This window comes from Vibrio sp. 1402 (genome assembly GCF_033340275.1).
The window spans coordinates 129,779-143,256 of sequence record NZ_JAWOWE010000003.1 but is presented as its reverse complement, the minus strand read 5'-3'; the positions used below and the strand labels follow the sequence as shown (position 1 = coordinate 143,256).

The following is a 13,478-nucleotide window of genomic DNA, read 5'->3' as shown; positions in this document are numbered from 1 at the left end:
TCTTTTATGACTGGTTCACTTTGCTCAGTTAACTGGCAAACATACTGGCATCAATAGGCTTGATATCGATCATCTGCTTTGGCTCATTATCTAAGCTCGGCATCAACCCCATCAAACGCTCTGTGTATGGGTGCTGCGGGTTATCAAACAACTCAAAAATTTCTGCTTTTTCGACAATACGCCCACCATACATCACGGCAACATCATCACACACTTCTGCCACAACCCCGAGGTCGTGAGTGATGAAGATCATTGCCATGCCTGTTTCTTCCTGAAGCTCGTTCATCAGTTCAAGGATAGACGCCTGAACCGTAACATCCAACGCTGTAGTCGGTTCATCACAAATCAGAATATCCGGCTTACAGGCCAATGCCATCGCGATCATGACACGCTGGCGCATACCACCAGATAGGTTATGGGGATACTCATTCAATCGCTTCTCTGGCATTGGAATTTTTACTTTTGCCAGCATCTCAATCGAGTACGCCTCCCGCTCCTTTTTGTCGAGCTCAGGTCGATGGAGCTCAAGCACTTCACATATTTGACGACCAATGGTGTGCACTGGGTTGAGCGCCGTCATCGGGTCTTGGAAGATGATCGAAATACGATCGCCACGCATGGCGTACATCTCTTCCGCAGGCAAATCAACTAGGTTGGTGCCGCGATAATTCACTTCACCTTTAATGATGTTGCCATATGGCTTAGGTAATAGCCCCATGATCGACATTGAAGTTACGCTCTTGCCACTACCTGACTCTCCCACCAGGCCGAGTGTACGTCCAGCTCTCACATCAAAGTTCACACCATGCAGAACCTTCACTGGCCCATCATCGGTGGTAAATTCAACTTCGAGATCTTTAACACTTAGGATTACATCGTTTTCCATAACCAATCCTTACAGCTTATAAGTGTCATCTACGACAACAACAGGTTCAAAAGCTTTGCCTGATTTCATCGCTTGTTTCGTTTCTTTTTTGATATCACTATCAATCCAGTAAGTGCCATCGCCTATGATTGAACCACTGAACAGCGCCTCTGTCATGCGATTCATTGGCTTATCTGGAAACTTTAACCAGCGCCAGTGACCATAGCGGACGTAAGGAACCATGTAGCCTGGGACGATAACGTGAGCATCAATGATGTCACGCTGAATCTCATGACCTAGCTGGATCTTTTTATCCATATCCATGCCAAAACGATACTCGATGATCTTTTCATCCAGTTCTGGCGTGCTGTAGTTTGTGAAAGAGTTAGTTTGCGGCTTGTTCGCATTGACTGAATGGAAGTACTCCCAATACGTTGGGATCTCAGACGTACCCATATCTAAGAAAGCCAAATCGTGCTTTTTCTCACGTACGTATTTGAACATGGATGAGCCATCAACTAACTTGAGCTCAATATCCAGCCCTGCTAGCTTGGCTTGCTCACGCAAAAAGGCAATACGAGGAGTATGAACAGGTGTTCCGTAGGTCAGCTCGAAGCTTAAGCGCTCACCTTTATCATTGACACGAATACCATCAGAACCAATTTTGTTAAAGCCTGCGGCTTCGAATGCCTCGGCCGCTTTTGCGGGATCAAACTTCGGTGCCTTAGCATCTGGTAGGGTGTATTTACCATGACCATAACCGGTCGGGTTCGGTTTACGGGAGTAGTCGCCACGCATGACATTCTCTATCATGCCATCAAAGTCAATCGCGTAAGTAATGCCCTTGCGAATGTTTAAATCATCCAGCAAAGGCATCGCGGTGTTCATCCATACACCACCAGCCCCAACTGGGAATTGGTTGTAACCCCAGAACTTTTGAATGTATCCCTTTTGGTAAGGTTCCGTATTCGATTTATCATGCCACAAGCTTGGTAAAACAAGACCAAATGCGTCCAGCTTCCCTTTCTCAAAGTGCTTCATCGCGATATCACTGTCGCGAATCACTGTGATGCGGATTTTGTCGACATTATAGCGATGTTGATAATACTTATTGCTGTAACCCCACCAGTCTTCACCGACATGTTTGAAGGTCACACTTTTACCTTTTTTAATGTCATCTAGGTAGTATGCACTGGTCGTTGGTTCACTTTTAAAATTGTAGTAGCGGACAAAGTTGTCATGTATACCGTCACCATTTTCATCTTTTGAAGGGTTAGCATAAAAATGTGCGGGACGTGGGCGCAGAGCCCCCATTCGTAACAGCAATTCTTCCGGATTAAACTCTTTCGCCGCCTTAACAGCAAACGTATGAGTGTCGTACTTGATAACATCCGCAATCGTTTTGTTGTAGTAATCGTTGTACCAAGGTTCCAAGATGTCTTTGGAACGATAAAACTTCAGCATGAACACGAAATCGTCGGCAGTCACAGGTTTGCCGTCCGACCATTTGGCTTCAGGGTTGAGTTTGAAATAGACCGTTTTGTTGTCACCTGCTAACGCCCACTCGTTAGCAAGCTCAGGGATGAACTCTAAAGTATCTGGGTGGCGGACCACCAAGCCTGGTGTTTCATCTAAGATAAAAGAACGTAGCCCTGCATTAGCGTCTGGACCAACACTACGTAACGTCTGCGGGAAACTTGACATAAAGGTGCGATAAGTCCCTCCACGTTTCGCTTCTGGCGAACCATATTGAGGCTCATCCCAGTTTGTTTGCCAGTTTAAGTCGGTCGGAAGCGTTGCTGACATTGCACCAAAACTCAGGGCGCTCAGCGTGGACGCTAAAAATAATTTCTTCATAAAACTTCCCTTTTTTATGTTTTGCTCACAATGCTCGCTTAAACATAGCGTGTGAATTTTTTCGGGTCGAAAGCCGCTCGAATGGCTTCACCAATAAAGGTCACCATTACCAGAACCAGAACAATAGAAGTCACTACTGACGCAACAATCCATGGCGAATCTAAGTTTGACTTACCTTGTTGCAGTAGTTCACCCCAACTTGGCGTTGGTGGCATCAAGCCTAAGCCTAGGTAATCGAGAGCAGTCAGTGCTGTGATGTTAGCTGCAATAGTGAAAGGCGCTAGGGTTACAATCATCACCATCGTATTTGGCAAGATGTGATTAAACAAGATACGTCCAGTCGATGCCCCTAAAGCACGAGCCGCCATTACATATTCTCGTGCCGCTTCTTTATAGGTCATGGTCCGCATGTACCATGTCATACCCATCCAAGTGAAAAGCACGTTAATAGCGACAAAGAGAGCAAACGTCGGCTGAACGATTGAGACAAGAATCATAATGACGTACAAAAACGGGACCATTGACCAGATTTCGATAAGTCGCTGTACAAACAAGTCAAATTTACCGCCCCAAAAACCCATAGCACAACCGACTGCAGTACCGATCGCGTAGGAAATGGCCATCGTAAGCAACGCAAATCCCATCGCCGTTCTGAATCCGTAGACGAGTCGCGCCAAAATATCGCGACCTATCACATCTGTACCTAAATAATGCTTATTTTCGGCACTAGGTGCTGTTGGCGGGAAATCACCACTAAAATCTTGTTCATATGGGTTCCACGGCACAAGCGGCAAAATAACAAAGTTGTCGCCCCCTTCAGCCTCAAACGCTTTTTGCAGTACACGATAATCGGCTTCACTGGATGACTCTTGGCCGAATTCGCTACCTAAACGTACGTCACTGACAACAGGAAAATAGTAGCTACCATCGTACTTGACGACTAGCGCTTTACTGTTGATCAAAAGTTCGGCGAATAAAGAAAGGATCAACATGATAGAAAGAGCAACAAACGACCAATAGCCTCGTTTGATCTCTTTAAAGTGACGAATTTTCTTTTGAGTTAATGGACTAACTTTAATCATGTTACGCTCCAAACTTCACACGTGGGTCGACTAAAGCAACACAAATATCTGAAATGATGTTACCAATGAGCAGTAACAACGCATTAATGGCGACAATACCCATAACAACAGGGTAATCACGCTCCATGATTGATTCGTAACCTAATAAGCCAATGCCATCAATATTGAAGATAACTTCAATCAGGAAGGCACCGGTCATGAAGAACAACAAAGAGTTACCAAAGTGACTCGCGATTGGAATTAAGCTGTTACGCAACGCGTGCTTACGAACTGCTTTTTTGAAAGGTAATCCTTTCGCAATTGCGGTGCGGATGTAATCTGAGGAAAGGTTTTCCATCAGGTTATTTTTCATTGTCATCGTCAGCGTGGCAAAATCACCAATGAGGTAACAGATCAAAGGCAACACCGCATGCCACATAATGTCTTTAGCGCGTTCAAAGAAGGTTTCGTAATCGTCGAAGTCATCGCCGACAAAGCCTCCCATCGGAAACCATTCCAAGTGATAACTAAATAACGTGATCAGCAATACACCCACCACATAACCTGGTAGCGCGTAGCCTACGAAAATGAGTACTGAAGAAGCGGAATCAAACACAGAACCGTGCTTGAGTGCCTTATAGTAACCAAGAGGAATCGAGATAAAATAACTAATAAAGAAGGTCATGCCGCCATAAAACAACGACACTGGCAAACGCTCTGCGATCATGTCCGAGACAGGCTCGTAGTAACGCGTCGACTCGCCAAGATCTAGCATTACCAAACGACTTAACCACTCGACGTACGCTTCCGTTACAGGTTTATCCAGGCCATAAAACGCATTCAGCTCCGCGATTTGATCGTCAGAAAGGGCCGTATTACCACCCGCAGACGTCATTGATGCGGCGCCATCTCCCTGAGACTGCATTTGTGACAACATGCGTTCAACAGGTCCGCCAGGCACGAAACGAGTGATAGCAAAGATGAGAATAGTTATCCCGAGAAACGTTGGGATAACCAACGCCAAACGGCGTAAAAAGTACGACAGCATATACAACTTGCTCCTTGTCTACTGTCCAGTTCAAACGGAGTGAAAGAGGATATTTTCCGCCCAAAATGGTGCATATTTATCTCGTAGTAACTAAAACTGTTGAAGCACACTCCCTGCGCCTCAAGAGCTAGACTTTTCTACTACTGCAATAATTTCAGCGTCATATTTATCTTGAATCCACATCAGCTTCAAGTGTTTGAAACCAAAACATGACAAACTTCCTTCGATGTCGAAAAACAGAAATGTTTTTGTAAAAAATTATAAAAAACCACAAAAATAATTCATACAGAATATCAATCTAGGCTGTTTAGAGCCAAAACCCTACATAAAAATGCACCCTACACACATAAATAGACACATAATCCAAGGTTATATTTGACCTAAAAATACGAGTGAGCCCTTTAACAGCAATGGGTATCATATTTTGATACCACCTAATAAGTTCGAGCTAACAAAGTATGGATTCGATATAAAACTCATCTCAGAACAATTCACTGGAAAAATATCTTTTTCCAGATTCAATTACCCACTAAAAAACCATAGGCAAGATAAGTCATTAAAGTTTATAAGAAACACAAAATACGGTGTTTTATTGAAATTTAATCTCGATTCATAAACCTTATTCGGTTTTTTATTCCGCCTTTTAAATAAAGCCTGGTTATTTACATCTTTTTTACATTTAAGCATCCCCGTTTACCACTGGTTTGACTTCCTTTTTTCATCTCGGTTATACATTGGCCGAACGTTAACGAAATATTAACGTCACATTTGGCCGCTATGCGGCCAGACATAGGAAATAATAATAATCGGAGCAACAAGGATGTATAAAAACACAACCGCTTTATCTGTTGCGATAAGCCTTGCTTTGGGGACAGCAGCAGTTGCAGCCCCAGCAACAGCACTGGCAGAAGAGCAGCAAGTTGAAAAACTTCAAAAGATGAAAGTTACTGGTTCGCGTATCTCCACGACGGATATGGAAGGTCCTTCACCAGTTACTGTTATTAATAGTAAAGACATTGAGTCTAAAGGCTTTAACAGCGCGCAAGACGTATTGAACAGTTTGACCCAAAACACAGGTGGTGTAATGGCTCAAACAGACTCTTTCTCGTTTACACCAGCAGCGCAGTCAGTCAACTTACGTGGCCTTGGCGCGTCACGCACATTGATTCTTATTGATGGCCGTCGTCTTCCTCAATACCCGCTAGCACAAGATGGTACATCTAACTTCCAAGATATCGGCCAAATCCCTGTCGCCGCTATTGAGCGTGTTGAAGTAATGACCGACTCAGGTTCTGCTATCTACGGCTCCGACGCAATCGGTGGTGTCGTAAACTTCATTTTAAAGAAAGACTTTGATGGCGTTTCTGTAAAAGTACGCGCGGGTGACGCGACGGATGGTGGTTACCAAAATGGTCGTTTAGACGTTGTAGCTGGCAAAAACTTTGACGACAAACGTATTCTCTTCGTTGGCCAATTTGCGGGCAACGAAATGCTAAAGCAATCTGACCGAGATGATTGGGCTGGCGATGACGGTTCTAGCCGTTCTCAGCTAAGTGGCTACTCTAGCTACGGTGCAAACTTTGAAGGCGCCAACGGAACACTTCTAACACCAGCTGATGCTGGTTCTTCCTGTAAAGAAGTCGTTGGTGATGCCGCGATTGAACGAGCGGATGGAAAGTGTGGTGTTAACCGCTCTGCATACCGAACATTAAAACCAGAAAACAAACAAGTAGACCTACTTTTACGTGGTGAAATGGACATTAACGACAATGTCACTGCCATGGCAGAAGCCCGTTTTGGCTACAAGTCTACAGAATCTGAATTCGAACCTAACCCTTACAGCGTTGAAGTTGATGCCACTCACTTCCGCGGCGAAGGCGAATACACTCGCCGTATGGTCGAATTTGGACCACGCGAAAGTAACACTGAAGCCGATTCTTTTGGCTTAACCTTAGGCTTGAACGGCCTGCTTGCTGATACGTATGATTGGGACCTATCCGCTGGTTACTCTGAGCAAAGCGTTGAAACAAGCAACCCAGCAATCTTCCTAACTCTCGACCAAGCTGTACAAAATGGTGATGTCGATCTTCTAGGGCCTATCTCTCAAGACGTTGTAGACAAATACAGCGGCACTTCAAGCAAAGAAGCTTACTCAAAGCTTTACTCTGTTAACGGCTCACTGGCTGGTGATTTGGTTGAACTTCCTGCAGGTATGTCTGGCTTTGCTGTTTATGGTGAATGGAACCGTACTGACTACAATGAGACGATTGATGCGACAACAGCAGCTGGTGGTTTCTCTGGTCTAGGTGGAACATCAGGCGGCGGTGACCGCGATCAGATTGGTCTTGGTGTTGAAGCTCTTATTCCTATCATTGAAGATTTAGAAATGACTGTCGCTGGTCGTTACGACCACTACTTCGACGACTCGGCAACTGGCGGCGCATTCACTCCTAAAGTAGCCCTAGCATACCGTCCTACTGACACCCTATTGCTACGTGGTAGCTACGGTCTAGGCTTCCGAGCTCCAGACTTGAAGCGACTATTTGGTGATCAAACTCGAGGCTTTGGTTCTGGTTTTGACCCTGTGCTTTGTGCCAACGCTGGTGGTAGCGGCCCACAAGATAAAGACAAGTACCCAGAGTGTGATACTCAGTACTTCGATACGCTTAATGGCCCTAACTCTGAGCTGAAAGAAGAAACAAGTACAAACATTAACTTGGGCCTAGCGTGGGAGCCTGTGGATGATCTTGGTGTAACTGTTGACTGGTACCACATCAAGATGGAAGACGTCGTAACAGCACCAACTTACCAAGACGTAATTAACGATCCAGGTAAATACCCAGGTACTGAAGTCGTTCGTAACCCAGATGGCACCATCAAGTCGGTATCCTATGGTCCAGTGAACCAGTCGTATGAAGAGCGTTCTGGTATTGACCTAGCGATCAAATACGCATACGACACTAATGAGTTCGGTTCATTTAACACGCGTGTTGCTGTAACGAAGATCTTGATTGCTGAATATCAAGAAAACGACAGCGAGCCTGTAACGGATGAAAGAGATTTCATGCCTGAATACACCGCAACGTTAAATCTTGGCTGGGCATATGAAGATGTCGCTATCAACCTATTTGGTAAATACCGCGACCGTATGTGTTCAAGCTACGCAAACCGTTACTACTTTGATGACTGTGATTCTGCTAAAAAAGCGGGTTACAAAGCAGAAATCGCTAGTATGACAACGTGGAACCTAACGGCTTCTTACCAATTCAACGAGAGTGGTCGTGTAACTCTTGGTGCTATCAACATGTTTGACAAAGTACCGCCTGCAGATCCTCTAAGCGATACCTCTCCATTCTATGCAACTGGGTATGACGATCCAATCGGACGTCAGCTATACGTCGAGGCATCATACGACTTCTAAAAAATATTTGGCGCGGGTTTTCCGCGCCCTTTTCGACTGACTAAAACACTGACAAGGATGCAACCATGAAATTCAAGGAATTTGGTCTCAGTGCCATAGCTGCAGCATTGCTTACTATCAGTAGTAGCTCTATAGCGGCCAACTCTGGTGCTGTCGTTTCCACACAAGCAAAAGCAAATCAATCTTCAGAAGCTTCGCAACAAAAAATCGACAATTATGCCGAAAGTACTGAAGGCATGTTGGCAGAATACAAAGGCTTACTACGTCAAATCGACAGCATGAAAGTCTACAACGAGCAAATTAATCGTATGGTTCAATCACAGCAAGGTGAATTGGACTCATTAAATAACCAAATTGCTCAGATCGATCAAACGGCAACAGAAGTAGTGCCACTAACACTTAAAATGATCGATGCACTCGATGAGTTTGTGACTCTCGATCTGCCTTTCCAGAAAAAAGAACGTAATAAACGTGTCCAAGAACTGCGTCGTCTCATGGATCGCGCCGACGTAACGACTTCTGAGAAATTCCGTAAAGTGATGGAAGCCTACCAAATTGAAGAAGGCTTCTCTCGCTCAATTGAATCTTACAAAGCTAGCCTAGATAGAAATGGGGAAACCGTGACTTACGATTTCCTACGTATTGGTCGCACGGCGCTTTTATTCCAATCTCCAGACGGTGGTGAGACAGGTATGTGGAACCAACAAACACGTCAATGGGAAACATTACCGGAAAGCTACCGCATAGCGGTACAGCAAGGCCTTCGTATCGCGAAGAAGCAAGCGCCACCAGCGCTAATCAAATTGCCTGTATATGCTGGGGAGGAATAAGAGATGAAAGGATTCAAAACTCTAGCCGCTGGTCTACTAGCGAGCTTATTTATGGCTTCAGGCGTACAAGCAGAAACGCCTAAAAACCTATCTGAACTACTCAAAAACGTAAAATCAGAAAGCATCGTTGAGTCAAAAGAGAATAAAGCCCGTGAAGCTGAGTTCAAGAACAACCGAGATAAGCAAGCGGCATTATTGCAACAGGCTCGTGAAGAGCTAGCTTCACAGCAAGCACTGGGCGATCAACTTAAAGCGACATTTGATGAAAACGATAAGCAGCTGACTGAACTAACAGAAACCTTACGTGTTCGCTCTGGTACTTTGGGCGAAATGTTTGGTGTGGTCCGCCAATATGCGGGCGAGTTTAAAGGCTTATTTGCAGCCTCTCAAAACGCAGTTCAGTTCCCAGAGCGTGACGCGCTACTAACGAAACTGGCTGAAAGCAAAGAACTGCCATCAACACAAGAGCTAGAAGCATTCTGGCATACCATTCTTCAACAAGTGGTTGCCTCAGGCGAGACAGCAACAACCCAAGCCACGGTTGTTTATGGCGAAGGTAAAGAAGCGGTTCGCGATGTTACTCTTGTCGGTGAATTTAACGCGATTGCCGATGGTAAGTACGTTACTTATGTACCTCAAACAGGTAAGTTCGAAGAACTCTCTCGACAGCCTCGCACCAATATTACGCGTCATGTTGCAGGCTTTGAGTCAGCGTCAAACAGCTATGAGCCACTGTTTATTGACCCATCCCGTGGTGTAATTCTGTCTCTACTTGTACAAAGCCCTACCGTTCAAGAACGTATTGATCAAGGTGGCATTGTAGGTTACGTCATCCTTGGTATGGGTGCAGTTGGCGCTATCATTGCTCTAGTTTGCTTCCTACGCCTTCAAGTGATTGGCGGTAAAATGCGTAAGCAAGCGAAATCAGAAACCGTGATTCCTGGTAACCCTCTGGGTGAAGTTATCCAAGCTTACCAAGAGCACAAAGGTGACAACCTTGAAGATCTGGAAGCGAAACTGGACGAAATCATCCTACGTAACGCACCGAGCATTGAACGCTTTATCAGCTCAATCAAACTGTTCGCTTCTGTAGCACCACTTCTAGGTCTACTGGGTACGGTTATGGGTATGATCGGTACGTTCCAAGCAATCACACTATTTGGTACAGGTGATCCTAAGCTAATGGCTGGCGGTATCTCTGAAGCACTTGTTACTACGATGCTTGGTCTGGTTGTCGCAATTCCTCTACTGTTCCTGTACACCATCGTACACAGTAAAGGTCGTCGTTTGGTTCAAACTCTTGAAGAACAGAGTGCAGGCTTCATCGCTCGCTATCAGGAAAAACTACATAAAGCCGAAAGCTAAGGAGGCGTTATGTGGTGGTTAGTTGGAGAACTTGAATCAATTAGGCGCTTCTTGGGAATGGGTGGCGATGTACTCGTCGCCATCTTCATCCTCAGCTTTATGCTTTGGGCAGTATTGTTAGAACGTTGGTTCTATTTTGCTGCCGTCGCTCCAAAAGCCATGAAAAAAGCCGTTGGCTCATGGCAGGGGCGATCAGAGCACCAGAGCTGGAACGCTAAGATGATCCGACAAGAAATTGTTTCTCGTCAGGACATTGAGAATAAAAAGGGCCTGCCAATCGTGAAAGTGTTGATTGCGCTTTGTCCCTTACTGGGTTTGCTCGGCACCGTTGTTGGCATGATCCAAGTATTCGACATCTTAGCGGTAACAGGAACAGGAAGCCCTCGAGCAATGGCCTCGGGGATCTCAAAGGCAACAATCCCAACGTTAGCCGGGATGGTGGCTTCTCTATCAGGACTGTTCTTTAGTTCACGTCTTGATCATTTAGCCAAAGTCACAACGCAAAAGCTGGAAGATAAGCTAAAGCATATTGCCTGAGTAAATGGAATTAGAGGTATAGGTCATGAAAAGACGCTATAGCAGTGATAGCAGTGATGAAACCGCTATCGATATGACACCGATGCTCGACATCGTATTCATCATGTTGATCTTCTTTATCGTAACAACATCGTTCGTAAAAGAAGCTGGTCTAGAAGTAAACCGCCCGACGGCAAGCTCTGCGCAAACCGTGAAAAAAGGTAACATCATGGTCGCAGTTGGTGCGGCGGGTGATGTTTGGGTTGATAAACGCCGCATCGAAGTGGACGCGGTTCGCGCGAATATTGAACGTCTTCGTGCAGAAAGCCCTGATGGCGCAGTTGTTATCCAAGCCGACACAGAAGCAAATGCTGGCGTAGTCGTGAAGGTTATGGACCAGATCAAAATGGCAGGTGTAGAAAGCATCTCCATTGCCGCAACCAATAAGGATTAAGCTTATGCGGTATCTGGCCTCAATTGCACTGGCGCTCATTGTCTCCCTCGGGTTGTTCTGGGGGATGGACAAGCTAGTAAACAAAGAGCGCCACGAGTTAGTGTCGAATGATGACCTGCGTATGGTCGAGTTTATTCGCATTAAACCAGACGAAAAAATACAGGAGAAAAAACGCGAACTTCCAAAGCCACCACCGCCTAAGCGTCCGCCGCCGCCGCCAGAAATGAAAGTGACAGCGACAGTAAAACCGGTGATGGAGCAGACCCCAATGGATATGCCAAAGCTTGACCTACCCGTAAATGTTACAGGTGGTTCGGTGCTTGGACATTATAGCCAGGGTGGAGGTGCGCAACTCGCGGGTAGCGGAGGTCCAACACCTCTAGCGACATTCCAACCTCAAATGCCTAGGAAAGCTGCGAAAGCAGGAATAGAAAAAGGGGTCGTCTTATTAGAGTTTACTGTCAACGCACGTGGTGCCGTAGAGGACATCAAAGTTCTTAAAGAGCAACCACGACGCTTAGGCCTCGGTCGAGCGGCAAGAAAAACAGTCTCTAAATGGACATTTAAACCAAAATTGGTTGACGGGAAACCTGTTAGCTCGCGCCTATCGCAAGAAATAGAGTTCTCAACCAATTAAGGAGTCACGATGAAAAGTTTATGGAAAAGCAAAGTGGCTTCTTTAATTCTCTTCGTAGGAGTGGCAATGGCCGCTCCTACGATGGCAAAAGAAGCTCCTCAGTTATCAGATCGGACATTTCGAACCGTTAACAAAGTGCAAGAGTTGATCGCAACTGAAAAATATTCAGCAGCGAAAGAAAAACTAGCAAGCGCTTTAGAAAGCACAAGTTCGAAAAAATACGACCGAGCAGTTTTACTTCAGCAGACTGGCTTTTTGTATTCGCTACAAGACAATTATGTGCAAGCAGCAAAATACTTTGCCGAAGCATTACAGCTCGACGCACTTCCCGTTCCTGTTGCTCAACAAGTTCGCTACAGCTTGGCTCAGCTTTACCTAGCTGAAGAAAAGTATACGTTGTCTGTAAAAACGATGAAGGAATGGTTCAAGGTTGCAGAAACAACCAAAGAGAAGCCTCAAGCTCATGCTTATATCACGTTAGCGAGCGCTTATGTTCAGTTGGAAGATTACAAAAATGCAATCCCGCCAACCAAAAAAGCCATCGCGATGAGCAAGAGCCCAAGTGAGTCTTGGTACTTAATTCTCGTTGCATCTCACTACGAGTTAGGCCAGCTGAAAAGCGTTGCCAGTGTACTCAAAACTCTGACTTCAAAGTACCCTCAGAAAAAGCGTTACTGGATGCAACTTTCTGGTGTCTACATGGAGCTAGGTCAAGAACGCAACTCTCTAGCCACCCTAGAAATGGTTTACAAAATGGGGAAACTAGAAGGAGAGAAGGAATATTTACGCTTTGTAAACTTCTTGGCTTATCAAGGTATTCCATATAAAGCAGCCAAAACTCTTGACAAGGAAATGGCAGCTGGAAACATTGAAAAGACGAAGGAAAACTATGACCGCCTAGCCAGTTTCTGGCAGCAAGCTAAAGAGCTAGATAAATCAATTCTCGCTTATAAAAAGTCATATAACCTCGCTCCTTCTGCTAAAACGCAAATTCAGATTGCTCGCTTAATGATACAAGACAAGCAGTATTCTGAAGCAACTCGTTTTGTAGAAAGCGCGGCATCCAGTGCCTCTAAAGAGCAAAAGGCAGAACTTGAATACATTCGCGGGATGGCCTATTTCGAGCTTAAGCAACCACAAAAGGCCTTGCAGGCGATGAAAGGCGCTGCTCAATCGCCAAAATTCAGGTCAACCGTTAGCCCTTGGATAAATTTCCTAGAGTCTCAAGGATAATTCGAAGATTAAGTGTGAGTCAGTCGCACGTCTGGGGAAGTGAAAGCTTCCCCTTTTTTCCGTTTTATCTTTATTAACCCCTATTTTTAACCAGAGTCACTCACGCAAGCCAAATCGGGACTCTAAACCTAAAATCAGCACACTAAACGGTTGTAGAAATGGTTTTAATAACAGAGTGCGCGGATGGTAAG

11 protein-coding genes are annotated in these 13,478 nt (G+C 45.2%); 7 read left to right on the top strand and 4 right to left on the bottom strand.

Annotated features, from left to right (window positions below; genetic code table 11):
- Window positions 1-28 precede the first annotated feature (28 nt).
- From R7044_RS06970 to R7044_RS06955, 4 genes are read right to left on the bottom strand one after another with little or no spacing between them, the layout of a single operon-like run.
- Entirely contained in the window at window positions 29-886 is an 858-nt protein-coding gene (locus R7044_RS06970) for an ABC transporter ATP-binding protein (protein ID WP_005379371.1), read from the bottom strand.
- 9 nt (window positions 887-895) lie between these two features.
- Window positions 896-2,722, bottom strand: a complete 1,827-nt coding sequence (locus R7044_RS06965) for an extracellular solute-binding protein (RefSeq protein WP_005384774.1) — start codon at window positions 2,720-2,722, stop codon at window positions 896-898.
- Window positions 2,723-2,760: 38 nt separating this feature from the next.
- Window positions 2,761-3,804, bottom strand: coding sequence for an ABC transporter permease (locus R7044_RS06960; protein WP_005379369.1), 1,044 nt, complete (start codon window positions 3,802-3,804; stop codon window positions 2,761-2,763).
- A 1-nt stretch (window position 3,805) separates the two neighbouring features.
- Window positions 3,806-4,831, bottom strand: coding sequence for an ABC transporter permease subunit (locus R7044_RS06955; RefSeq protein ID WP_005384771.1), 1,026 nt, complete (start codon window positions 4,829-4,831; stop codon window positions 3,806-3,808).
- Between the two features lie 820 nt (window positions 4,832-5,651).
- Here R7044_RS06955 and R7044_RS06950 point away from each other — a divergent pair.
- The 7 genes from R7044_RS06950 (at window position 5,652) to R7044_RS06920 (ending at window position 13,287) form a co-directional block, all read left to right on the top strand.
- Window positions 5,652-8,252: a TonB-dependent receptor plug domain-containing protein gene (locus R7044_RS06950; protein WP_017634998.1), complete on the top strand. Its 2,601-nt coding sequence runs from the start codon at window positions 5,652-5,654 to the stop codon at window positions 8,250-8,252.
- 65 nt (window positions 8,253-8,317) lie between these two features.
- Window positions 8,318-9,082 carry a DUF3450 domain-containing protein gene (locus R7044_RS06945; RefSeq protein WP_005379365.1) on the top strand — a complete coding sequence of 255 codons (765 nt, stop codon included), beginning with the start codon at window positions 8,318-8,320 and terminating at the stop codon, window positions 9,080-9,082.
- 3 nt (window positions 9,083-9,085) lie between these two features.
- A complete protein-coding gene (locus R7044_RS06940; RefSeq protein WP_017634999.1) occupies window positions 9,086-10,447 on the top strand; it encodes a MotA/TolQ/ExbB proton channel family protein in 1,362 nt (453 codons plus the stop codon).
- Between the two features lie 9 nt (window positions 10,448-10,456).
- A complete protein-coding gene (locus R7044_RS06935) occupies window positions 10,457-10,984 on the top strand; it encodes a MotA/TolQ/ExbB proton channel family protein (RefSeq protein ID WP_005379363.1) in 528 nt (175 codons plus the stop codon).
- Between the two features lie 25 nt (window positions 10,985-11,009).
- Complete coding sequence (locus tag R7044_RS06930) at window positions 11,010-11,417, top strand: ExbD/TolR family protein (protein ID WP_005379359.1); 408 nt, start codon at window positions 11,010-11,012, stop codon at window positions 11,415-11,417.
- 4 nt (window positions 11,418-11,421) lie between these two features.
- Entirely contained in the window at window positions 11,422-12,054 is a 633-nt protein-coding gene (locus R7044_RS06925; protein ID WP_005379353.1) for an energy transducer TonB, read from the top strand.
- A gap of 9 nt (window positions 12,055-12,063) precedes the next feature.
- Window positions 12,064-13,287 (top strand): tetratricopeptide repeat protein, encoded by a 1,224-nt coding sequence (locus R7044_RS06920; protein WP_064376868.1) that lies wholly within the window; start codon window positions 12,064-12,066, stop codon window positions 13,285-13,287.
- Window positions 13,288-13,478 lie beyond the last annotated feature (191 nt).

Bases quoted from the DNA above. Each gene is read 5' to 3' on its own strand.
- R7044_RS06945 (WP_005379365.1), top strand. From the start codon at position 8,318: ATGAAATTCAAGGAATTTGGTCTCAGTGCCATAGCTGCAGCATTGCTT.
- R7044_RS06960 (WP_005379369.1), bottom strand. From the start codon at position 3,804: ATGATTAAAGTTAGTCCATTAACTCAAAAGAAAATTCGTCACTTTAAA.
- R7044_RS06930 (WP_005379359.1), top strand. From the start codon at position 11,010: ATGAAAAGACGCTATAGCAGTGATAGCAGTGATGAAACCGCTATCGAT.
- R7044_RS06965 (WP_005384774.1), bottom strand. From the start codon at position 2,722: ATGAAGAAATTATTTTTAGCGTCCACGCTGAGCGCCCTGAGTTTTGGT.
- R7044_RS06970 (WP_005379371.1), bottom strand. From the start codon at position 886: ATGGAAAACGATGTAATCCTAAGTGTTAAAGATCTCGAAGTTGAATTT.
- R7044_RS06940 (WP_017634999.1), top strand. From the start codon at position 9,086: ATGAAAGGATTCAAAACTCTAGCCGCTGGTCTACTAGCGAGCTTATTT.
- R7044_RS06950 (WP_017634998.1), top strand. From the start codon at position 5,652: ATGTATAAAAACACAACCGCTTTATCTGTTGCGATAAGCCTTGCTTTG.
- R7044_RS06925 (WP_005379353.1), top strand. From the start codon at position 11,422: ATGCGGTATCTGGCCTCAATTGCACTGGCGCTCATTGTCTCCCTCGGG.
- R7044_RS06920 (WP_064376868.1), top strand. From the start codon at position 12,064: ATGAAAAGTTTATGGAAAAGCAAAGTGGCTTCTTTAATTCTCTTCGTA.
- R7044_RS06955 (WP_005384771.1), bottom strand. From the start codon at position 4,831: ATGCTGTCGTACTTTTTACGCCGTTTGGCGTTGGTTATCCCAACGTTT.
- R7044_RS06935 (WP_005379363.1), top strand. From the start codon at position 10,457: ATGTGGTGGTTAGTTGGAGAACTTGAATCAATTAGGCGCTTCTTGGGA.